17 protein-coding genes are annotated in these 22,901 nt (G+C 68.8%); 5 read left to right on the top strand and 12 right to left on the bottom strand.

Features of this window, described 5'->3' with window-relative positions:
- Positions 1–73: 73 nt before the first annotated feature.
- From ACZ69I_RS22235 to ACZ69I_RS22215, 5 genes are all read right to left on the bottom strand, one after another.
- The gene (locus ACZ69I_RS22235; RefSeq protein WP_470834122.1) at positions 74–964 is read right to left on the bottom strand and encodes an anti-sigma factor family protein; all 891 of its coding nucleotides are present in this window, start codon (positions 962–964) and stop codon (positions 74–76) included.
- Positions 961–1,701, bottom strand: a complete 741-nt coding sequence (gene sigM, locus ACZ69I_RS22230) for an RNA polymerase sigma factor SigM (protein WP_467679189.1) — start codon at positions 1,699–1,701, stop codon at positions 961–963. Before sigM ends, ACZ69I_RS22235 begins: the two co-directional genes overlap by 4 nt.
- A 40-nt stretch (positions 1,702–1,741) precedes the next feature.
- The gene (locus ACZ69I_RS22225) at positions 1,742–3,457 is read right to left on the bottom strand and encodes a protein kinase family protein (RefSeq protein WP_470834119.1); all 1,716 of its coding nucleotides are present in this window, start codon (positions 3,455–3,457) and stop codon (positions 1,742–1,744) included.
- A gap of 118 nt (positions 3,458–3,575) precedes the next feature.
- Positions 3,576–6,056, bottom strand: a complete 2,481-nt coding sequence (gene murJ / locus ACZ69I_RS22220; protein WP_470834118.1) for a murein biosynthesis integral membrane protein MurJ — start codon at positions 6,054–6,056, stop codon at positions 3,576–3,578.
- 46 nt (positions 6,057–6,102) lie between these two features.
- Positions 6,103–8,481 (bottom strand): DUF6049 family protein, encoded by a 2,379-nt coding sequence (locus ACZ69I_RS22215; RefSeq protein ID WP_470834117.1) that lies wholly within the window; start codon positions 8,479–8,481, stop codon positions 6,103–6,105.
- Between the two features lie 193 nt (positions 8,482–8,674).
- On the opposite strand from ACZ69I_RS22215, the gene ACZ69I_RS22210 reads away from it, so the two are divergent.
- Positions 8,675–10,117, top strand: a complete 1,443-nt coding sequence (locus ACZ69I_RS22210; protein WP_470834115.1) for a CCA tRNA nucleotidyltransferase — start codon at positions 8,675–8,677, stop codon at positions 10,115–10,117.
- 114 nt (positions 10,118–10,231) lie between these two features.
- On the opposite strand, the gene ACZ69I_RS22205 is transcribed toward ACZ69I_RS22210, so the two are convergent.
- The 4 genes from ACZ69I_RS22205 to ACZ69I_RS22190 all read right to left on the bottom strand — a co-directional run bounded on the left by ACZ69I_RS22205 (position 10,232) and on the right by ACZ69I_RS22190 (position 14,035).
- On the bottom strand, positions 10,232–10,618 hold the full coding sequence (locus ACZ69I_RS22205) for an LppU/SCO3897 family protein (RefSeq protein ID WP_467679179.1): 387 nt from the start codon (positions 10,616–10,618) through the stop codon (positions 10,232–10,234).
- Positions 10,619–10,870: 252 nt separating this feature from the next.
- On the bottom strand, positions 10,871–12,127 hold the full coding sequence (locus ACZ69I_RS22200; protein ID WP_470834114.1) for an MFS transporter: 1,257 nt from the start codon (positions 12,125–12,127) through the stop codon (positions 10,871–10,873).
- Between the two features lie 79 nt (positions 12,128–12,206).
- Positions 12,207–13,289, bottom strand: a complete 1,083-nt coding sequence (locus ACZ69I_RS22195) for an inositol-3-phosphate synthase (protein ID WP_467679175.1) — start codon at positions 13,287–13,289, stop codon at positions 12,207–12,209.
- 59 nt (positions 13,290–13,348) lie between these two features.
- Positions 13,349–14,035 (bottom strand): PadR family transcriptional regulator, encoded by a 687-nt coding sequence (locus ACZ69I_RS22190; protein WP_467679173.1) that lies wholly within the window; start codon positions 14,033–14,035, stop codon positions 13,349–13,351.
- 373 nt (positions 14,036–14,408) lie between these two features.
- Between ACZ69I_RS22190 and ACZ69I_RS22185 the strand changes: the two genes are divergently transcribed.
- Both ACZ69I_RS22185 and ACZ69I_RS22180 read left to right on the top strand, forming a co-directional pair.
- Entirely contained in the window at positions 14,409–17,171 is a 2,763-nt protein-coding gene (locus ACZ69I_RS22185; RefSeq protein ID WP_470834111.1) for a transglycosylase domain-containing protein, read from the top strand.
- 176 nt (positions 17,172–17,347) lie between these two features.
- Positions 17,348–18,841, top strand: a complete 1,494-nt coding sequence (locus ACZ69I_RS22180; RefSeq protein ID WP_470834167.1) for a glycosyltransferase family 87 protein — start codon at positions 17,348–17,350, stop codon at positions 18,839–18,841.
- A gap of 97 nt (positions 18,842–18,938) precedes the next feature.
- Here ACZ69I_RS22180 and ACZ69I_RS22175 read toward each other — a convergent pair whose 3' ends face one another.
- From ACZ69I_RS22175 to ACZ69I_RS22165, 3 genes are all read right to left on the bottom strand, one after another.
- The gene (locus ACZ69I_RS22175) at positions 18,939–19,970 is read right to left on the bottom strand and encodes an alanine racemase (protein WP_467679167.1); all 1,032 of its coding nucleotides are present in this window, start codon (positions 19,968–19,970) and stop codon (positions 18,939–18,941) included.
- Positions 19,971–20,035: 65 nt separating this feature from the next.
- Positions 20,036–21,157: a lipid II:glycine glycyltransferase FemX gene (locus ACZ69I_RS22170; protein ID WP_470834109.1), complete on the bottom strand. Its 1,122-nt coding sequence runs from the start codon at positions 21,155–21,157 to the stop codon at positions 20,036–20,038.
- Positions 21,158–21,304: 147 nt separating this feature from the next.
- Complete coding sequence (locus tag ACZ69I_RS22165; RefSeq protein WP_470834107.1) at positions 21,305–21,619, bottom strand: hypothetical protein; 315 nt, start codon at positions 21,617–21,619, stop codon at positions 21,305–21,307.
- Between the two features lie 266 nt (positions 21,620–21,885).
- On the opposite strand from ACZ69I_RS22165, the gene rpsF reads away from it, so the two are divergent.
- Both rpsF and ACZ69I_RS22155 read left to right on the top strand, forming a co-directional pair.
- A complete protein-coding gene (gene rpsF / locus ACZ69I_RS22160) occupies positions 21,886–22,176 on the top strand; it encodes a 30S ribosomal protein S6 (RefSeq protein WP_016644628.1) in 291 nt (96 codons plus the stop codon).
- 78 nt (positions 22,177–22,254) lie between these two features.
- Positions 22,255–22,857 (top strand): single-stranded DNA-binding protein, encoded by a 603-nt coding sequence (locus ACZ69I_RS22155; RefSeq protein ID WP_470834105.1) that lies wholly within the window; start codon positions 22,255–22,257, stop codon positions 22,855–22,857.
- The last annotated feature ends 44 nt before the right edge of the window (positions 22,858–22,901 follow it).

The raw sequence follows: 22,901 nt of genomic DNA, 5'->3' as shown, positions 1-22,901 counted from the left end.
TGCCATGTGCCACAAGAGCGCTGGCCGAAGCGTCGAGCGCGGCAGGGCGAGGCGAGGAAAAAGCCCGGGGCTGTCAGCCCTGAGGGTAGGCGTGCTTCGCGAGAACCTTGCCGGTGTCCGGTGAGGACTCGCCCACGCAGGCGGCATCGACGATGTACGCGGAGACCTTGGTGCTGTCGGAGTCATGGGGGACGACCACGAGGTAGGCGTCCTTGCCGTCGTAGGAGCCCTCTTCGGCGGCGAGCGGCGTCCTGTCACCGATGCCGCGCTGGATGCACTCCGGCACCTGGACCGTGATCATCGGAGAGTTCTTCTCGGGGGACTCCGAGCTGGAGCGTGTGTCGAAGGACGGCGTCGAGGCGTCCGACTGCCCTTGGGGCTTACGTACGTGGTTCTTGTTGAGGAGATCGGCGACGCGTCCCTCGAGCTTGCCTTCGGTGAAGGAGTTCGCGGTGTTGGGCCGCTTCGAGGCAGATCCGGCCGTCCCGTCGGTGTCGCTGCCCAGGGTCTGGATCAGCAGGGTCCCGAGGCCGATGGCGGCTGCGGTGAAGACGGCGCCGAGCACGGTCGTCCGTCGGCGCGTGCTCCGGAAGCGGCCGCCGCGTCCTGGTCCGGTGGCCGCGCGGGAATGTCCTGCGGGCCTGTCGGTGCCCCCGGCCGAGACTGGGGCGGACGATGTTTCACGTGAAACACGAGCGGCAGCGGGCGCAGAGTCGAGGAGTGCCTCGGCCGCGAGGGCGGCGTCGATGCGCCCGGCGACGTCGTCCGGCATCCGCGACGGGCCCGGAAGGGTGCCGAGCATGCCGCGGATCTCCTCCAGGGAGGCGTAGACGTCGGCGCAGAGCTCGCAGCCGTCCAGGTGCCTGCGCACGTCGCTCGTGCGCGACGGGGGGAGGAGGCCCTCGGTCAGATCGGAGATCTCAGCGACGTCCGGGTGCCCGGCCGTATCGGTCGTGCTTGTCACGCTCGCCCACCTCCGCCCTTCACAGCAGCTGAATCGCTCGGTCCCGTATCCCGTGGTTCCGCTGCCGGTGGGACGGATGCCCCCTGCGTCCGGTTCCTTCCCGAGCCGGGCTTCTCGCTCCCTTGGCCGTCGCCGCCGTCCTCGTCCCCCTTGCCCGGAGCGGACTCCGTACGCAGATGGGTGAGGAGCGGCAGGAGTCTGGCTCTGCCGCGTGCGCAGCGGCTCTTGACCGTCCCGGTGGGGACGTCGAGGACACTGGCCGCCTCGGCCACGGGGTAGCCCTGCATGTCGACCAGGACGAGAGCGGCGCGCTGATCGTGGGGCAGAGTGCCCAGCGCCTCCATGAGCTCCCGGTGCAGGTCGCCCCGCTCGACCGGCGCGGCAGCCGACTCCTCCGGCTCCAGGAGCTGCTCGAGGCGCTCGGTGTCGTCGATCGGTGTGGCCTTGCGTGAGGCGGCTTTTCGCGCCCGGTCCAGGCAGGCGTTCACGGTGATCCGGTGCAGCCAGGTCGTCACGGCGGACTGCCCGCGGAACGTGTGCGCGGCACGGTAGGCGGAGACCAGGGCGTCCTGCACCGCGTCGGCGGCTTCCTCGCGGTCTCCTAGCGTGCGCAGGGCCACGGCCCAGAGCCGGTCACGATGACGCCGCACGATCTCGCCGAAAGCGTCCTTGTCACCGGCCACATGCCGAGTGAGGAGTTCCTGATCGCTCAGGTCACCGTGCGCGGTGCCGTCCATCGCCGAACCCCCTCCCCCAGCGCCGTGACGGGCCGATCCTTCAGCCCCTGAGCTTCACGTCCGTGATGGCTTGCTTGTATCCCGCCTGGTAGTACCCGTCCTGGCCGGAGTTGGGCACCTCGGTCATCCAGAGGAGAACGTACTGCGACTTCACGGGCTTCTTGCTCTTGATCGTCGCCGTCTTGCCCGAAGTGGTGGCGGTGCCGATCTTCTTCATGGACGCGATGTCGGTGGAGGGAGTCAGCGAGTCCGTGGCGTACAGCGCGACCGTGGTGCGGTCGCCCTGGTAGCGCAGGGCCACCGACGCCTCCGAGACGTCCTTTTCCGATCCGAGGTCGTAGACGATACCGACACCGGGCTTGTACGGGGCAAGACGCGGGCCTTCCCTGAACGTCTTGGTGCGCCAGAGCGTGGAGGGATCGTCGTCGAAGGTTTTGGGGACGTCGCTCGGAGCCTGGGGATCGCCCTTGAGGACCAGCTCCTGGCCGCTCTTGATCTGAATCGGCTTCGCGGGCTTCGGCTGACCCTTGTCGCCGTCGCCTCCGTTGGTGTGCGACGTGCCGGGATCGCTGGAGTTCTCGCGGTCCATCAGGGCATCCGCCAGCTGCCAGCTGCCCAGTCCGAGCGCGGCGATGAGCAGTGCGGAGACGGTCCACTTGAGTGCCTTGCCGGTACGGCTCTGCAACGGCGGCAGCGGAGCCGGTACGGGCTGGGTGACTCCTGGATGGGCCGCGGGGCGGCCGTACGTGCCCTGTTGGTACGTGGTGCGCTGATACTCGGGCGGCGCGGTGAACACCGGCTCGGGCGGACGGATGCGGGGCATCTCGCCGATCGCCTTCACCAGCTCCTCCGGCGTCGTGCACGGGGGGTCCTGGCGGGACGCGGTCGCACCGTCGTTGACGAGAGCACGCATGGCGAGCTCTGACAGGCCGCGGTGGACGCCCGCGCGCACCTGGTCGGGGGCGATGAGGCCAATGTCCTTGGGGAGCCCGGAGAGGCCGTACGCGTCGTCCTCGTACGGCCAGCGCTGGGTCAGTGAGGCATACAGGAGGGCGCCGATCGCCTCTGTGTCCGCCCGCTGGGGGGTTTCGGAGCTGATGCCGCGCAACGCGGCGTTCACGGCGAGACCCCGGATGCGGTACTGGCCCGTGGAGGTGCGCAGCACGGCGCCCGGAGTCAGCCGCAGATGCGCGAGGCCTTCACGGTGGGCGGCGGCCATGGCCTGGGAGACCTGGCTGACGAGCTGATAGGCGTCGTGCGCCTCCAGCGGGCCGGCGGCCAGGATCGTCGTCAGCTCCGTGGCGTCGGGGAGCCACTCGTGGACCACGTAGACGAGGTCGTTCTCCTCCACGGCGTCCAGGACCTGCACGAAGCGCGGGTCGCCCAGCAGCGCCGAGGAACGGGCCGCGGCGAGGACCGAGCGGGCCCGCGGGTGGTCGGCGGGCAGGAGATGCACGCCGACGGCACGGCGGAGCTTCTCGTCGACCGCGCGCCAGCTGCTGAAACCGTCCAGACGGGTGACGCACTCTTCGAGTCGATAGCGTCTGGCGAGTTTGTGGCCGCTGTGCAGTTCTGGGGGTGAGGAGGCCCCGTGGCCCGTGGGCTCGTCGTTCTCCGCCACGTCTTCTTCTGCTGCCGTTTCCCGCTCCCGGGTCTGGGCCACCCCGTCGGCCGTGGCCTGCTCCGCCTTGGCGGTCAGCGGCTCGTCACCGCTGTTGTCTGCCACGTCGACGGCAGCCGTGCTCCGTTCCGCCACCGTCGTTCCTGCCTCCCCATCCATTGCGCTTCGTCAGACGCCAAAGCCAATTGTGCCCACAGTCTGGCGCTATGCACGACACACGGTGGCCGACGATGGTTGTGCGAGGCCGACCATCTCAGCGACCGAGACGGCCGCGCACCATGCCGACCATCGAGTTGAGCTCCGCGATGCGCATGCGCTTCGCGGCGACGAAGAAGACGCCGAGCAGCACCACACCCCCTGCGAGGAGCGCTGCCAGGGATCCGACGACGCCCTGTCCGAGGCCCTTGGTGACCACGTAGGCGGCGCCGCCGCCGAGCAGGGTGCCCGGCAGTGCGGCGATGCCCAGGCGGGCGTAGGTACGCAGTACGTGGGCGCCGTCCAGATCGCCGCCGAGACGCTTGCGCAGCCTGCGCCAGGCCACTCCCACGCCGATGGCGTACGCGAGGCCGTAGACGGCGGCCATGCCGGTCACCGCCCAGCGAGTGGGCAGGGCGACGTAGCAGGCAGCTGACGCGGCGGCGTTCACGACGGCGACGATGACCGTGTTGTAGAAGGGCGTCCGCGTGTCCTCGTAGGCGTAGAACGCGCGGAGCACGACGTACTGCACGGAGTAGGGAATGAGGCCGAGGCCGAAGGCCATCAGCATGAAGCCCATGTTCGTGGCCTGCGCGCTGCCCGAGGAGCCGAAGATCAGCGTGCACATGGGGATGCCGAGCGCGACGAACCCGAAGGCGATCGGCACGATGGCGACCGCCGTCGTGCGCAGCCCCTGGGAGATGTCGTCGCGGACGGAGCCCGTGTCCCCGTCCTGCGCGGAACGGGAGAGCCTGGGCAGCAGGGCCGCCATCAGGGAGACCGTGATGATCGCCTGCGGGAGGCCCCAGATGAGCTGCGCGTTGGCGTAGGCCGCGAAGCCGATGCCGCTCGTCGAGGGCAGGTCGACGGTGGACGCGGTGGCCAGTTGGGTGACGACGAGGGCGCCCGCCTGGTTGGCCAGGACGAACAGGATCGTCCACTTGGCGAGCTTGGCGGCCTTGCCCAGGCCGTGGCCCCGCCAGTCGAAGCGCGGGCGCAGCTTGAACCCGGTCTCGCGCAGGTACGGGATCATCGCCAGGGCCTGGACGACGAGACCGAGAAGCACACCGATACCGAGGAGGCGCTCGGCCTCCGGCGGGATGCTGGTGACCGTCATGCCGGACGACTCTGAGGTGCCGTACACCCAGATGAACATGCCGAGCGTGGAGATGATGACGATGTTGTTGAGGACCGGCGTCCACATCATCGCGCCGAACTTGCCGCGTGCGTTGAGGATCTGCCCCATCACCACGTGGACGCCCATGAAGAAGATCGAGGGCAGGAAGTACCGCAGCAGCGTCGTGCCGACCTCGGTGGCCGCCGGATCGTTGGCGACCGGGACGGACATCAGCCGCACCAGCTGCGGGGCCAGCACGATGCCGAGGACGGTGAGCACGCCCAGTGCGGCCGTCACGAGGGTCAGCAGGCGGTTGGCGTAGGCCTCGCCGCCGTCGTCGTCCTCCTTCATGGAGCGCACGAGCTGCGGTACGAACACGGAGTTGAGGCCGCCGCCGACGGTGAGGATGTAGATCATCGTCGGGATCTGGTAGACGACCTGGAAGGTGTCACCGAGCAGGCCGACGCCGAGCGCCGAGACGATCAGGGCGGAGCGGACGAAGCCGGTGAGGCGTGAGACGAGCGTGCCTGCCGCCATGACGGCGCTGGACTTCAGCAAGCTCGACGCGCGGCCACCGGACTTGCCGGCGGGCACGGGTGCGGGCGCCGGGACGGGCGGAGTCGGGTCGGCGGCCGGCGCGGGGACGATCGGCTGCTCCACGGCGGGCGGATAGCCACCGCTGACGGGCTGCTGGTAGCCGTTGTCCTGCGGGTAACCGTTGCCCTGGGGATACGAGCCGCCCTGCTGGTAGTCGTCCCCCTGCGGGTAACCGCCGCCCTGCTGGTAGCCGTTGTCCTGGGGGTAACCGTTGTCCTGGGGATAGCCGTCCTGCTGATACGCGCCCTGTGGGTAGCCGCCCTGTGGGTAGCCGCTCTGCTGGTACCCCTCCTGCTGGTAACCGGCCTGCGGGTACGCGTCCTGCTGGTGGTCGGCCTGCTGACCGCGGTAGCCACCGGGCTGCTGGTCGCGGAAGAGGTGAGCGAAGGCATCCGGCTCGTGGCGTTCCTCGCCGGCCTGGGTGACCAGGTCGTCGACGCCCACGAACTGCGTCGTACGGGCGTCGTCGCCGTACGGGAGGTGCCGGGTCACCCCCTCCGGCTCGGGGGGCGGGGTCTGCGCCCACACGCGCGGGTCCGGCGAGTGCTGCGAGGCGGGTGGCTGGGCGTAGAGCGGCTGCTGAGGGTAGGTGCCGGGCGGCGGCGGGGGGTGCGCCGCGCGGTCGTAGAGCGCCTCGGTCACCGGATCCTGGGCGGAGAGGTCCTGTGCCCGGTAGGGGTCCTGGTCGTAGGCGTCCTGGAGATACATGTCCGGCGCGGGCTGCGGTGGTACCTGCCCGTGCTCGGGGGAGCCGGGCGGTGGGCCCTCGGGCGAAGCGGAACCGCCCGTGCCCTGGCCACGGTCACCGTCGTACGGCGCGTTCATGGTTACCCCACCTCATCGTCCCCGGGCCCACCGGCCACGACATCGCTCAACGGTCCACTCTCTCACCCGTGTCCGACGGGTCGGTGCTTTCCGGGGCGGTGTCCGGTGTCGGGTCACTCGGCTGCTCGGGGTCGTCCTTGCCGGGTTCGGTGCCGGATTCGCCCTCCGGTCCGTCGTCCGGCCCCGTGTCCGGGCCTTCCTGGGCCTGCTTCCGGGCCGCGCGCTTGCGCTGCGTGTACATCCGGAACCCGGCCAGTACGAGGAGCAGCAGCCCGCCGGCGATGACCAGCATCACCGTGGGGGTGACTTCGGTGACGTTGACGTCGAAGCGGACGGGCTCGCCGTAGGGCTCGTTGTCCTCCGTGTACAGCTGGGCGTACACGGGGACGGGGCCGTTGGCATTGGCCGTGGTCGTGAACTTCACGGACTGGGAGTGCCCACCCGAGATCTTGATCGGCTTCTCCTCGAACTGCCCGTCGCCGATCTTCAGACGGGTGGGGTTCTTCGAGGAAAGCCGCAGGACCAGGTGCTCGACGCCCTGCACCAGGTTGTTCTGCACCGACACGGGGATGGTCGCGCTGCGACCGGAGAGCTTCGCGTCGGCCCGCTGGATCAGGGACACCTGCCTGGTGAGGTCGTTCAGGTAGGCCCAGACGCTGTCCTGGTAGGCCCTGGCTTCCTTCGGGCGCCCCCGCCAGGACGTGGACATCTCACGGTCTATGGCCCTCCCGAAGGGGGTGACCACGCGGTCCTTCTCGGTGAGGATCACCTGGAAGCGGGCGAGCCGGTTGTGGGTGTTCTGGATGTTCTCGAAGGACCGCTGCGGCAGCTCCTGCTTGCGCAGCGACGCCGGATAGGAACCGGCCGACGGGACCCGGGTGGTGGCCTGCGGGTCCGGCTTCGCCTTCGCCGCGGCGGTCAGGTCCTCGGACTGCGACCACTTCTCGTCGGCGAGAGCGGAGAGCGCCTTGTGCATGGCCTGGGCCTGGCTGGCCGTGGGCATGCGCTGCGGGGCGACGACGATGTGCCGCTGTTTGTCGGGGTTCTGCAGGTTGACCATCAAGCTCTGGGCGAGGAACTCCTGGACGGCGAGCGTGGAGTTCCCGGCGTCGGTCATATCGCGCTGGAAGGCCGTCGAGAGGCGCGCGTCGGCCACCACGGCGGTCGTGCCGCCGCCGATGGGGCGGGCGGCGTTCGGCGAGTACTGCAGGTCGTCCGATTCCCCCATGCTGTCGCTGCGGGCGATCACCGAGTGGGCGCCCGCGGAAGTGGCGACGTCGACGATCGACGGGTCGATCGCTCCTTCGGCGGGCCACGCGAAGTCGGTGCTCGGCTTCACCTGGAGGATCGTCTTCACCGCGTTGGCGCCCACGTCGGTGGCTTCCTTGAGGTGGCCGAGCGAGCCGGTGACCGCCTTGCCGGTGTGCGCGAGGGACGCGAGGTCGGGGTCGGCGAAGGGGAGGGCTACGACCTTCTTGCCCTTGACGGCGGCCTGGAGGTTGTTGAGCCACTGATTGGCGACCGCCTGGTGTCTGCCCGGCCTGGTGGTCTTCCCGTCGGGGTTCTCGATGCGGTAGCTCTTCGTCATCGCATCCACCGAGGAGAGCAGGTCCGGATCGACGACCCAGGTGACGTCCAGGCCGCTGCCGAGGGACAGCAGCTGCTCCAGGCGCCCGCCCGTGGCCAGCTCGTCGGCCAGGTCGTCGTTCTTGAAGACGGGCGTCTGCTGTTCGTCGGAGCCGGTCTTCGCCGTGAGGTGGTTGGTGGAGGCGAGCGGCCAGAGATACGAGGTCTTCGTCTTCGTGCCCGCGGCGTCGGGCTGCCACGGCAGGAAGGTGCGCTCGATGCCCAGCACCTGCGGGTAGGGCTGGGCGCTCGTCTGGCCGGTGAGGGCGACCCCCAGTTGATAGACGCCGTCCACGTCGAGGGGCAGTTCCTTGACCGGCACGGAGATGCTGAAGTCCTGCCGGACCCCCGGAGCGAGCCTGCTGAACTTGTCGACGTACTTCCCGCCGACCTCGGTGCCCTCGGACCCGGGCTGGAAGCCCGTGCGCCGGGCGGCGCTGTCGATGGAGCTCCGGGAGCCGACCGGTGCGACACGCAGGCCGACCTGGGCACCGCTCACCGTCTGCTTGCCGTTGTTGGTGACCGTCCCCGACACCGTGAGGGTGTCGCCCTCGCCGGGAACGGTGGGGGTGAGCGAGTCCACAGAGACATCGACGGTGCGGGAGCCCGTCGCGTCGGCCTTCGCGCTCTGCACGGCGGCGCCCTGGGCGCCGGGCACTGTGGCGTGTGCCACAGGACCTGCCGGGACCTGCAGGAGGCCGGCCAGCAAGGGGGTACCCACCAGCAGTGCTGCGGTGCGCCGCAGCCACCGGCGGGCAGGTGAGGGGCTTGTCCCCGGGGTGTCTGCCGCCTCGGCCACGCGTTCGCCCGTCCCTCGTCGTCAGTGGTCGTCGGTTGTGCGTCCACGCATGGTAACGATGCGCGCTGTGGCGAAGTGCCGCGGACTGCTCCACGTGATCGGAAGACCTGTCCGGAGCGGCGGCGGGAGCCCTGTGGGGCCGGGGAGGAATCGGGTCGGCCGCGGGCGTCCGGGCCACGTACCCTTTTCTGTTGTGCCGAACGCCAACGAAGACAATCCCAGCGCACTGAGCCAGGTGCAGCGCCGCGCGGTCAGCGAACTGCTGCGTGTGTCCCCTGTCGCGGACGATCTCGCCCGCCGTTTCCAGGAGGCCGGGTTCTCCCTCGCCCTGGTCGGCGGCTCGGTCAGGGACGCCCTGCTGGGCCGGCTCGGCAATGACCTGGACTTCACCACCGACGCCCGCCCCGAGGACGTACTGAAGATCGTCCGCCCGTGGGCCGACGCGGTGTGGGAGGTCGGGATCGCCTTCGGCACGGTCGGCTGCCAGAAGGAGGGCTACCAGATCGAGGTCACGACGTACCGCTCGGAGGCGTACGACAGGACCTCGCGCAAGCCCGAGGTGTCCTACGGCGACTCCATCGAGGAAGACCTCGTGCGCCGCGACTTCACCGTCAACGCGATGGCCGTGGCACTCCCCGAGAAGGAGTTCGTGGATCCGCACGGCGGCCTCGACGATCTCGAGGAGCGCCTGCTGCGCACCCCCGGCACGCCCGAGGAGTCCTTCTCGGACGATCCGCTGCGGATGATGCGTGCCGCGCGCTTCGCCGCGCAGCTCGACTTCGAGGTGGCTCCCGAGGTCGTCGCCGCGATGAAGGCGATGGCCGAGCGCATCGACATCGTCTCCGCGGAGCGTGTGCGGGACGAATTGAACAAACTGATCCTCTCCGCACACCCGCGCAAGGGCCTCGCCCTGCTCGTGGAGACGGGGCTGGCCGAGCGGGTCCTGCCCGAGCTGCCGGCGCTGCGTCTGGAGCGGGACGAGCACCACCGCCACAAGGACGTGTACGACCACTCGCTGATCGTCCTCGAGCAAGCGATGGCACTGGAGACGGACGGCCCTGATCTGACGCTGCGGCTCGCGGCGCTGCTGCACGACATCGGCAAGCCGAGGACACGGCGCTTCGAGGGCGACGGCCGGGTCTCCTTCCACCACCACGAGGTGGTCGGCGCCAAGATGGTCAAGAAGCGCATGACGGCGCTCAAGTACTCCAACGAGCTCGTGAAGGACGTCTCGCGCCTGGTCGAGCTTCACCTGCGCTTCCACGGCTACGGCACGGGAGAGTGGACGGACTCGGCCGTACGGCGCTACGTACGCGACGCGGGCCCGCTCCTTGAGCGTCTGCACAAGCTGACCCGCTCCGACTGCACGACGCGCAACAAGCGCAAGGCGAATGCCCTGTCGCGCGCGTACGACGGCCTGGAGGAGCGCATCGCCCGCCTCCAGGAGCAGGAGGAGCTGGACTCGATCCGCCCCGACCTCGACGGCAACGCCATCATGGAGATCCTGGGCGTGGGCCCGGGTCCGGTGATCGGCCAGGCGTACAAGTTCCTGCTGGAGCTGCGCCTCGAGAACGGGCCGATGGAGCGGGAGGCGGCGGGGGCGGCACTCAAGGAGTGGTGGGCCGCGCAGAGCTGAGGCTCGAGAACGGAGCCGGGGTGGGGATGTTTCACGTGAAACATCCCCACCCCGGGAAACGCCGAAGGGCGCTGTTTCACGTGAAACCGTGAGACAGCGCCCCTCGGCGGTCTGCTACTTGGTCTTCTTCAGACAGAGCACGACGTTGTGGCCCTTGCCGCTCTGGTAGTAGGCGACCTCGGAGGTCTTGACGGCCTCACACTTGTCACTGTCGCTGGTGTCGTCGAACTTCTCGACCACCTTGAACTCGGACTCGCTGGAGGAGCAGTCGACTTCCTTGAGGTCCGGCGAGAACTGCGTGCCTTCGTTGTGCATGCAGCTGCCGACCGAGGTGGACTCCGCGTCGCTCTTGTTGAGCATCGTCTTGCCGACGGCTATGAGGATCGCCACCAGGATGAAGCCACCGATCCGCAGGAGCAGTTTCTTGCCACGCCCACGCGGGGCGGCCGGCGGGGGCACCGGACCACCCTGGTTGTAGGGCGGGTACGGCTGCTGCGGCATACCCGGCTGTCCCTGATGCGCCGGGTACGGGGCCGTCGAGGCCTGCTGGCCGTACGGAGCGCCGCCCTGGGGCTGGCCATAGGGATTCTGGCCCTGGGGCGGGTACGGCATCTGGCCCTGGGGCGGCGGAGTGGTCACTTTGGGGGTCCCCCTCGAACGGAAGCGCGATGGCGCGAATACGACGCCCGTAAGTTATCCGTGCGCAGCGCTATCTCTGAACTCCAGAGAGCCTCTGTGTCACTGATGTGACACTTACTGCGCGTCAAACCGGGCCATAGCGCCAGCAACCGCCGCGTAGACCAGAGCCACCGAAACGACCAGCGGAACCGATCGGCCGTCAGGCGGCAGCATCAGGGCGGCCACTGCCGCGGCGCCGACGAAGGCGACGTTGAAGAGCACGTCGTAGACGCTGAAGATCCGCCCGCGGAAGCCGTCGTCCACCGCGGACTGCACCACCGTGTCCGTGGCGATCTTCGCGCCCTGGGTCGTCAGGCCCAGGACGAAGGCCGCGACGAGGAGCGGGGCGGACTCGAAGGAGAGGCCGAGCCCGGGTTCGAGAACCGCCGCCGTCGCCGCGCAGGCGACGATCCAGCCGCCCGCCCCCAGCCGCCCCACCGCCGCAGGCGTCACCAGAGCCGCCACGAAGAACCCCGCCCCGGAGACCCCTACGGCCAGGCCGAGCAGCGCGAGCCCGTCGGGCTCCGTCGACGACCAGGCGTACCGGCACAGCATCAGGACCATGACCGTCAGCGCGCCGTAGCAGAACCGCATCATCGTCATCGCGGCCAGCGCGCGGGCGGCCGCGGGTCGTTGGGTCAGGTGGCGCACCCCTGCCTTCAGCCCGTGTGCCGTTCCGGCCAGCGCGGCAGCGAGCCGTGGCGGCACCAGGTCCGGGTCCGGGCCGAGCAGTTCACGGGCCATGCGGAGCGAGGCGAGCGCGGCGCAGAGGTACAGGCCGGAGCCGAGGAGGACCACCGCCGCGTCCGAGTCCGACGCCACCAGACGGACGACGAACGCGAGTCCGCCGCCGACGGTCGCGGCGAGCGTCCCCGCGGTCGGCGAGAGGGAGTTGGCGATGACCAGGCGTTCGGCGTCGACGACGCGTGGCAGCGCGGCCGAGAGTCCGGCCAGGACGAAGCGGTTGACGGCGGTGACACAGAGGGCGGAGATGTAGAAGAGCCAGTCGGGGACGCCGCTGAGCATCAGGACGGCCGTCAGCGCGGCCAGGGCGGCCCGCAGGAGGTTGCCGTACAGGAAGACCTGGCGGCGCTGCCAGCGGTCGAGCAGAACCCCCGCGAAGGGGCCGATCAGCGAGTACGGCAGGAGCAGGACCGCCATGGCGGAGGCGATGGCCGCCGGAGACGTCTGTTTCTCCGGGGAGAAGACGACGTACGTGGCGAGCGCGACCTGGTAGACGCCGTCCGCGCCCTGCGAGAGCAGCCGTACGGCGAGCAGCCGCCGGAAGTCCCGCAGCCGCAGCAGTATCCGCAGGTCACCGACGACAGCCATGGGACACAGCCTCACATACGAGGAGGGCCCCCGGGCGGAATGCCCGGGGACCCTCGACAAGCGACGAGGAGAGGGCTGTTTAGCGCTCGACCTCGCCCTTGATGAACTTCTCGACGTTCGCGTAGGCCTCGTCGTCGAAGTACTGCACCGGCGGCGACTTCATGAAGTAGCTCGACGCGGAGAGGATCGGGCCGCCGATGCCGCGGTCCTTGGCGATCTTCGCGGCGCGCAGGGCGTCGATGATGACACCGGCCGAGTTCGGGGAGTCCCAGACCTCGAGCTTGTACTCCAGGTTCAGCGGGACGTCGCCGAAGGCACGGCCCTCGAGGCGCACGTACGCCCACTTGCGGTCGTCGAGCCACGCGACGTAGTCCGACGGGCCGATGTGGACGTTCTTCTCGCCCAGCTCACGGTCCGGGATCTGCGAGGTGACGGCCTGCGTCTTCGAGATCTTCTTGGACTCGAGGCGGTCGCGCTCGAGCATGTTCTTGAAGTCCATGTTGCCGCCGACGTTGAGCTGCATCGTGCGCTCGAGGCGGACACCGCGGTCCTCGAACAGCTTCGCCATCACGCGGTGCGTGATGGTGGCGCCGACCTGCGACTTGATGTCGTCGCCGACGATCGGGACACCGGCCTCGGTGAACTTGTCCGCCCACTCCTTGGTGCCGGCGATGAAGACCGGGAGGGCGTTGACGAACGCGACCTTGGCGTCGATGGCGCACTGCGCGTAGAACTTCGCGGCGTCCTCGGAGCCCACGGGCAGGTAGCAGACGAGGACGTCGACCTTGCGGTCCTTGAGGATCTGGACGATGTCGACCGGGGCCTCGGCGGACTCCTCGATGGTCTGGCGGTAGTACTTGCCCAGGCCGTCGTAGGTGTGGCCGCGCTGGACGGTGACGCCCTTGTTCGGCACGTCGCAGATCTTGATGGTGTTGTTCTCGCTGGCGCCGATGGCGTCCGAGAGGTCGAGGCCGACCTTCTTCGCGTCGACGTCGAAGGCGGCGACGAACTCGACGTCACCGACGTGGTAGTCGCCGAACTGGACGTGCATCAGGCCCGGGACCTTGGCGTCCGGGTCTGCGTCCTTGTAGTACTCGACGCCCTGGACCAGCGAGGCGGCGCAGTTGCCCACGCCGACGATGGCTACGCGAACCGAACCCATTCCGGTTGCTCCCTGTGTGATCTCGGTATTCCGGATGAAACCCTGCGGAACGCTGGGTCTCACTTGGCGGGGTCGTCGGACGGATCCGGCGGCGGGTTGGTCTCCCGCCGCCGGGGCAGGCCCGCCGACTCCCCAGATGTGCTGTTCTGCTGAGCGGAGCTGTCGGGGGCGGACCGTTGCTGGTCCCGCCCCGCTCGCTCGCTCTCGATGAGCTCGTTCAGCCAGCGCACTTCGCGCTCCACGGACTCCATGCCGTGCCGCTGAAGCTCGAGCGTGTAGTCGTCCAGGCGCTCCCGGGTACGGGCCAGGGAGGCGCGCATCTTCTCCAGACGCTCTTCGAGGCGGCTGCGGCGGCCCTCGAGCACCCGCATCCGTACGTCCCGCGAGGTCTGCCCGAAGAAGGCGAAGCGGGCGGCGAAGTGCTCGTCCTCGTATGCGTCGGGGCCGGTCTGCGACAGCAGATCCTCGAAGTGCTCCTTACCTTCCGCCGTCAACCGATAGACGATCTTGGCGCGACGTCCTGCGAGTGGAGCTGCGAGGGCGTCTTCAGGGGTGCCGCCCGACTCCTCGATCAACCAGCCGTTGGCGACCAGCGTCTTGAGGCAGGGGTAGAGCGTCCCGTAGCTGAAGGCGCGGAACACTCCCAGTGACGTATTGAGTCGTTTACGCAGCTCGTAGCCGTGCATCGGGGACTCCCTGAGCAGACCGAGCACGGCGAATTCCAGGATGCCGGAGCGCCTGCTCATCTTCGCCTCCCGTCTGCCACGGTCCCTCAGTACGGCCTTTATGCCGAGCTGATGTATCGACTCGATACATCGAGACGATAGAACGGCGATCCGGTTGATACAAGAGGGGGCACGGTGAACGGCGTCACATCACCGATTCGTAGGAAGTAACTTGCCTGATTTGGGGTGAACTTCGGCTCTACGAGGGTTTTGACGGTGCGTAGTCTGTGCGCCATGTATGCCGCCGGGAACCAAGTGACGCCGGGGAGCGTCGTGGTCCCCGGTGCAGTGCGGGTGCGTTCCGGACCGGGCGCGACCGCACTTCGGGGGGACCGGAAACCAGCCGCCGTTTCCAGGCGTGGACAGCTGCGCCTGCCCGAGGAGTAATCGTTCGATGAGCGAGCACCGTCGCAAACCGCCGCAGCCGCAGGGCGGCGGACGCGCCGCGGCCAGGCGTGGCGCCCAAGCGCCGCCTTCGGGCCGCCGTGCGGCACCGCGAGGCGACACCGGGTCGCCCTCTTCCTCCTACGGGACGCCCGCACCGGGCGCTCCGGACGACGGAGGCCGAACTTACGGCGGCAGGGCCGAGGCCCGGCGTGCCGCACAGCGCAGTGGCTCGGTCGGTGCGAGCGGTGGGCGACGCCGGGCACCCGACGGCGGTGGGCGCTCGGGCGGCGGTGGCGGCCGACGCGGTGGTGGCGGCTCAGGAGGCCCGGGCGGGGCCGGCCGGGGCAGAGGCCGCGGCGCGGAGCCGCCGCGCAAGAAGCGGTTCATCGACTACCCGCGCGCGAACAAGACCGGTGCGCGGCGCTGGGTTCCTTCGTGGCGCCTGGTCAGCGGCCTGTTCCTCGGGTTCCTCGGCAGCCTGATGGCGGTCGCCGGCATCTCGTACGCCCTGGTGGAGGTGCCGGAGGTCGACAAGGCGGCCAAGGCCCAGAACAACGTCTACTACTGGGCCGACGGCAAGCAGATGGTCGCGACCGGTGGTGAGCGCAACCGTCAGATCATCGACTACGACGACATCCCCGAGGAGATGCGCTTCGCCGTCATGTCGGCGGAGAACAAGACCTTCGAGAAGGACAAGGGCGTCGACCCGATGGGCATCACCCGTGCCCTGGTCAACATGGCCAAGGGCGGGCAGACCCAGGGTGGCTCCACGATCACCCAGCAGTACGTGAAGAACGCGCGTCTGGGCGACCAGTCGCAGACCTTCTCGCGTAAGTTCAAAGAGCTCTTCATCTCCATAAAGGTCGGCCGGACGGTCCCCAAGGAAGAGATCATGGCGGGGTACCTCAACACCGCCTATTACGGGCGTGGGGCCTACGGCATCCAGGCGGCCGCGCGGGCGTACTTCAACATCGAGGCCAAGGAACTGGACCCGAGCCAGTGCGCTCTCCTGGCGACCGTGCTCAAGGGCGCCACGTACTACGACCCCGCAGGAGCCCCGGAGATCGACCCCGCGGCGAACAAGACCGACAACACCGCGCGTGCCAAGAAGCGCTGGTCGTGGATCCTCGACGAGGAGGTCAAGGACGGCCGTCTGACCGCCGCGGAGCGGGACAAGTACAGGAAGTTCCCCAAGCTGCAGAACCCCCGGTCGAACATTGACCTGCGCGGCCAGACCGGCTACCTGGTGGACCTGGCCAAGGCGTACGTCATCAGGAACACCAGCATCACCGCCGAGCAGCTCCAGCGGGGCGGCTACGAGATCCACACGACCTTCGACAGGACGAAGGTCAAGGAGCTCGAGAAGTCGGTGAACAAGGTCCGCAAGAAGCGGATCAACCCGAAGGTCCGGCCCGAGAAGGACACACACGTCCAGTTCGGCGGCGCCTCCGTCCGTCCGAAGGACGGTGCGATCCAGGCCATCTACGGCGGTGTGGACGCGACGAAGCACTTCACCAACAACGCCGACCAGACCGGTGCCCAGGTCGGTTCGACGTACAAGCCGTTCGTGCTGGCCGCGGCCTTCAAGTACGGCGTGCGGAACCCGGATCTCGGTGAGGTGCAGTCGAACTCCGAGCGCACCATCGTCAACCCGAAGAGCTTGTACAGCGGCAAGAACGAGCTCAAGATCCAGAAGTACAACGGCCAAGTCTGGACGGACCGCGAGGGCAAGCAGTGGAACCAGAAGAACGACGGTGGCCGGTCGTACAACCCTCCTAGCTTCCAGATCGACCTCCGCGAGGCGATGCGGGAGTCGGTCAACTCCGCCTACGTGCAGCTCGGCATGGATGTCGGTCTGGACAAGGTGAAGGAGTCGGCCATGGCCGCCGGTCTCAAGGACGACGGGTCCATGGCCAGCGCCAACTACCCGTCGTTCTCGCTCGGTACCTCGTCACCGAGTGCGATCCGGATGGCCGGCGCGTACTCCACCTTCGCGGCCAGCGGCAAGCAGAACGATCCGTACTCCGTCACGGAGGTGACGCACGAGGGCGACACGGTCTACCAGCACAAGACGGAGACCAAGCAGGCCTTCGACGAGGACGTCGCCAACAACGTCACGGACGTGCTGCGGACGGTCGTGGAGCGGGGCACCGGCACCTCGGCCAAGCTCGCGGGACGCCAGGTCGCCGGCAAGACCGGTACGACCGACGGCAACAAGTCCGCCTGGTTCGTGGGCTACACCCCGCAGCTGTCGACGGCGGTGAGCATGTACCGGCTCGACGACGACGAGACCAACAAGAAGCGCGAGTTCCTGGAGATGTTCGGCACGGGCGGCGAGGAGAAGATCCACGGCGCTTCGTTCCCGGCGAAGATCTGGCAGGACTACATGGAGCAGGCGCTCAAGAACGCGCGAGCCATCCCCTTCCCCGTGCCTGGTCCGATCGGCGAGCTCGTCGGTGAGACCCCGCCCCCGACGACGGCCCCGACGAAGACCGAGGAGCCGGAGAAGACCACGTCACCCACGCCCTCGCCGTCCGAGACCACGAAGAAGCCTCCGACAAAGTCGCCCGACCCCGGCGAGTCCTGTGACCCGTTCGACTGGGACTGCAACCACAACGGCGGTCAGGGGAACGGAGGAGGCCAGGGCGGCGTCGACGGCGGCCCAGGGGGCGAGTCACCACCGGCGACAGAGGATCCGGCCGGTGGCGGAGCCAACGAGGGCAACGAAGACGGCGGAGGCGGAGGCTTCATTCGCGGCGCGGGAGGCTGAGCCGGTTCTGTGGGCGCTCCCCGGCAGGCCGCCGGGACTCCCCCACGGATGTTTCACGTGAAACGAGGGCCGTCGCACCGATGGGTGCGGCGGTCCTCTCCGCGTTCCCAGCTACGTACGGCAGGATGGCGGGCATGCCCAGCGCAGACCCCCACAGTGCAGACCCCGGCGCGGAGATGGCCCGTACGAACGCGTACGAGCCCGCGAGCCCGCGGGAGCCCGTACGGCCGACCGAGGAGGACGAGGTCGCCAGGGCCGGCAGCGAGCTGATCGGGGGCCCCGTCGGCCGAAGAGTGCTGTTCACGGCGAGCTGGTGGACCCCCGTGCGCGTCATCCTGCTCGTCGCACTCGGGATGTTCGCGCTCGGGATGATCCAGAAGATGCCGTGCTACAACGGGGCGTGGTTCTTCGGAGCCAGCTCGCAGTACACGCACGCGTGCTACTCCGACATCCCGCACCTCTACCAGGGGCGCGGCTTCGCTGACGGGCTCGTGCCGTACTTCGACCGGCTGCCCGGCGACATGGAATACCTCGAATACCCGGTCCTGACCGGTGTGTTCATGGAGATGGCCTCCTGGGTGACTCCCGGCAGCGGATCCATCCAGCACCAGGAGAAGATCTACTGGATGGTCAACGCCGGGATACTGATGGCCTGCACCGCGGTCCTCGCCATCTGTGTCGCGCGCACCCACCGGCGCCGCCCCTGGGACGCGCTGCTCGTCGCGCTGGCGCCGGCCCTCGCGCTGACGGCCACCATCAACTGGGACCTGCTCGCGGTGGCTCTCACGGCCGCCGCGATGCTGATGTGGGCACGCGCGCGTGTCCTCGCCTTCGGTGTGCTGCTCGGGCTCGCGACTGCTGCCAAGCTCTACCCCGTACTGCTGCTCGGGCCCCTGTTGGTCCTGTGCTGGCGGGCCGGGCGATGGCGGGAATTCGGCACGGCCCTGCTCGGCACGGTGGGCACCTGGCTGGTCGTGAACCTTCCGGTGATACTGCTCGCCGGTGACGGCTGGTCGAAGTTCTACACATTCAGCCAGGAGCGCGGCGTCGACTTCGGGTCCTTCTGGCTGATCCTCTCCCAGCGCATGGATTCCCCGCTGACCACGGACACCGTCAACGCCCTGGCGACGGCGCTGATGCTCCTGGCCTGCCTGGGCATCGGCGCGCTCGGGCTCACCGCGCCGCGCCGCCCGCGCCTCGCGCAGCTCGCCTTCCTGGTGGTCGCCGCCTTCGTCCTCACCAACAAGGTCTACTCGCCGCAGTACGTCCTGTGGCTGATTCCGCTCGCCGCGCTCGCCCGCCCGCGCTGGCGTGACTTCCTGATCTGGCAGGCGGGGGAGATCGCGTACTTCCTCGGGATCTGGATGTACCTGGCGTACACGACGAGTGGGGACGCCCATAAGGGCCTGCCGACCGAGGGCTATCAACTGGCCATCGTCGTGCACCTGTTGGGCACCATGTATCTGTGTGCCGTGGTCGTGCGCGACATCCTGATGCCGGAGCGGGACGTGGTGCGGCAGGGCGGGGAGGACGACCCGTCAGGGGGTGTCCTGGACGGCGCGAGAGACGTCTTCGTCCTCGGGCACGCGGGTCGTGTGACGCAGGCGGTGAGGCGCTCGACAGGGGCGCCCGTCGTGCGGTGGGGTTCGGCCACCGACCTGCCGCGCTGAGGCCCTCCGGAGTGTTCGCTCAGGGCGAACATCCGGAGGAGAACAAGCGGAAGGGCCGGTACGACGACGAGTCGTACCGGCTCTTTTGCGTTGCCTTCTAGCGGTCGACGATCCGGTCGAACTGCGTCGTGGTGTGCCGCAGATGGGCCACCAACTCCTCGCCGACCTTCGGCTCCGGGGCGTCGGAGGGCACGAAGAGGATCGAGACCTGCATGTGCGGCGGCTCGGCGAACCAGCGCTGCTTGCCTGCCCAGACGAACGGCGAAAGGTTGCGGTTGACGGTCGCCAGGCCCGCACGCGCCACACCCTTGGCCCGCGGCATCATGCCGTGCAGCGCCTTGGGAGCCTCCAGGCCGACACCGTGCGAGGTGCCGCCCGCGACCACGACGAGCCAGCCGTCGGAGGCGGCCTTCTGCTGGCGGTAGCCGAAGCGGTCGCCCTTGGCGACGGCGGTGACGTCCAGGACGGCGCCGCGGTACTCCGTGGCCTCGTGATCGCCCAGCCACAGCTGCGTGCCGATGCGCGCACGGAAGCGGGTCTGCGGGAACTGCTGCTGAAGACGGGCGAGTTCACCGGCCTTCAGGTGGCTGACGAACATCGTGTGGAGCGGAAGGCGCGCGGCACGCAGCCGGTCCATCCAGCCGATGACCTCCTCGACGGCGTCCGAGCCGTCGGTGCGGTCCAGCGGCAGGTGGATCGCGAAACCTTCGAGACGTACGTCCTCGATCGCCGCGTGCAGCTGCGGAAGCTCCTGCTCGCTGATGCCGTGGCGCTTCATCGAGGACATGACCTCGATGACGACGCGGGCGCCCACGAGGCCGTACACGCCGTCGAGCGACGATACGGAGCGGATGACGCGGTCGGGCAGCGGCACCGGCTCCTCGCCCCGCCGGAACGGGGTCAGGACCAGCAGGTCGCCGCTGAACCAGTCCTTGATCCGGGCGGCTTCGTAGGTGGTGCCCACGGCGAGGACGTCTGAGCCGAAGCGCGTGGCTTCCTCGGCGAGGCGCTCATGACCGAAGCCGTAGCCGTTGCCCTTGCAGACCGGGACGATGCCCGGGAACTGCTCCAGCAGGTGCTTCTGGTGTGCCCGCCAGCGCGCGGTGTCGACATAGAGCGTGAGCGCCATGGCTGGATCCCGGAACCTTTCTCGTGTCTGCGGTGTATCGGAGTTGTGGCGGAAATCGTGCGGGATCAGCGGCGCGACATGTAGATGTCCAGCGCCTTGTGCAGCAGCTTGTTGAGCGGGAAGTCCCACTCGCCGATGTACTCCGCGGCCTCGCCACCGGTGCCGACCTTGAACTGGATCAGGCCGAAGAGGTGATCGGTCTCGTCCAGCGAATCGGAGATGCCGCGCAGGTCGTAGACCGTGGCCCCCATGGCGTATGCGTCGCGCAGCATCCGCCACTGCATCGCGTTCGAGGGCCGGACCTCACGCCCGATGTTGTCCGAGGCCCCGTAGGAGTACCAGACGTGTCCGCCGACGACGAGCATCGTCGCGGCCGACAGGTTCACGCCGTTGTGCCGCGCGAAGTACAGCCGCATGCGGTTGGGGTCCTCGGAGTTGAGGGCCCGCCACATCTGCTCGAAGTAGCCGAGGGGCCGCGGGCGGAACTTGTCGCGCACGGCGGTGATCTCGTAGAGCCGCTGCCACTCGGCGAGGTCCTGGTAGCCGCCCTGGACAACCTCGACGCCGGCCTTCTCGGCCTTCTTGATGTTGCGCCGCCACAGCTGGTTGAAGCCCTTCTGGACCTCGTCCAGGGAGCGGTTGGCCAGCGGCACCTGGAAGACGAAGCGGGGCTGCACGTCACCGAAGCCGGCGCCGCCGTCCTCGCCCTGCTGCCAGCCCATCCGCCGCAGCCGGTCCGAGACCTCGAAGGCACGCGGCTCGATGTGCGTGGCCTCGGTGTCCCGCAGGCGCTTCACGTCCGGGTTCTGGATGCCTGCCTTGATCGCCGGAGCGTCCCAGCGGCGGATCACGACCGGCGGACCCATCTTCACGGAGAAGGCGCCCTGCTGCTTCAGATGGGCCAGCATCGGCTGCAGCCACTCGTCCAGGTTCGGGGCGTACCAGTTGATGACCGGGCCCTCGGGGAGGTACGCGAGATAGCGCTTCAGCTTGGGCAGCTGTCGGTAGAGGACCAGACCGACGCCGACCAGCTGACCGGTCCTGTCGTCGGACCAGCCCAGGTTCTCCGAGCGCCATTCGCTCTTCACGTCAGCCCATGCCGGGACCTGGCAATGACTCGCCGACGGCAGTGTCTGGATGTACGCCAGATGCTGCTCGCGACTGATGGTCCTCAGGGTCAGACTCATTCGGGGCGCTCCTCGGGCTGGTGTGTCCCCATGGGTTCAGGGGCTCCGGCTCTCGCGCCGAAGCCTACTGCGCCCTGCGAGCGCCCCGTCTGGGCGTACGGAACTCAGTGCCCCGGCCGTTCCCGCGACCGGGGCACCGGAAGGCCGTCAGCCGACGATTCCGCCGAAGAGTCCGCCGTGCGCCATGCCGAGGAAGAAGCCGACCGCCGAGGCGCCGAGCCCCAGGATCAGGCCGAAGCGCTCGCGCGTGGTCACCGAGATGAACTGGCCGTACGCGCCGGTGGCGATCCCGATCAGGCCTGCCCACGAGCTGATCAGATGGAGGTTGTGGAACATCGCCGTCACGAAGGCGATCACCCCCAGCACCAGCGTCACGCCGACGAGCGTGTCCTGGAACGGATGGGCCTTGCCGTCCGTGGCGAAGAGGGAAGTGGCGGTGTGCGGTCGCATTGCTTGTGCCATGTGAGGCACCTCCTGCGTAAGGCGGCGCATCGTAGCGCCATAGACACCCGATGTGTACAGATTCTGCCCGTCCGGCGCCGGATTTCAACCGGAAGCCTCGGTGCGGGTACTCTGTACCGTCTGCACCGGTGTCTGCCCTGGCCACAGCATGAGCCCCCGCTCGCGGGAGCCGATTGTCAGTGGTCGCGGATACCGTTGCGTACGCATCACGACCCTCCTGCCACGGAACGACCGTGGCCGCTGAGTCCAAAGGAGGTGGGTTCCACATGCGTCACTACGAAGTGATGGTCATCCTCGACCCCGATCTCGAGGAGCGCGCTGTCTCCCCGCTGATCGAGAACTTCCTCTCCGTCGTCCGTGAGGGCAACGGAAAGGTCGAGAAGGTCGACACCTGGGGCCGTCGTCGTCTGTCCTACGAGATCAAGAAGAAGCCCGAGGGCATCTACTCGGTCATCGACCTGCAGGCCGAGCCTGCGGTCGTCAAGGAGCTCGACCGACAGATGAACCTGAACGAGTCGGTCCTCCGGACCAAGGTCCTCCGTCCCGAGATGCACTGAGCTTCCTAGCTCAGTAGCACCCGGGAATCGAGTAGCAGCAACAAGCAGCCAGCAGCAAACCCGCCGAGAGGTTCCCCCATGGCAGGCGAGACCGTCATCACGGTCGTCGGCAATCTTGTCGACGACCCCGAGCTGCGCTTCACCCCCTCCGGTGCGGCGGTCGCGAAGTTCCGTGTCGCGTCCACCCCCCGCACCTTCGACCGCCAGACGAACGAGTGGAAGGACGGCGAAAGCCTCTTTCTGACCTGCTCGGTCTGGCGGCAGGCGGCGGAGAACGTCGCGGAGTCGCTTCAGCGAGGCATGCGCGTCGTCGTGCAGGGCCGGCTGAAGCAGCGGTCCTACGAGGACCGTGAGGGCATCAAGCGCACGGTCTACGAGCTGGACGTCGAGGAAGTCGGCGCCAGCCTGAAGAACGCCACGGCCAAGGTCACCAAGACCACCGGCCGAGGTGGCCAGGGCGGTTACGGCGGCGGCGGTGGCGGCGGTCAGCAGGGTGGCGGCAGCTGGGGTGGAAACCCCGGCGGCGGCCAGCCGCAGGGCGGCGGCGGTGCTCCCGCCGACGACCCCTGGGCGACCGGTGCTCCGGCCGGCGGCGGCCAGCAGCAGGGCGGCGGCGGTGGCGGCTGGGGCGGAAGCTCCGGCGGCTCCGGTGGCGGCTACTCGGACGAGCCCCCCTTCTAAGCCTCAGGGCTTTCAGGCCCTCGGGCCGAGGGTGGGCCGTAACC

Source organism: Streptomyces sp. NPDC036815 (genome assembly GCF_055609205.1).
This window is presented reverse-complemented; position numbering and strand designations above follow the sequence as displayed.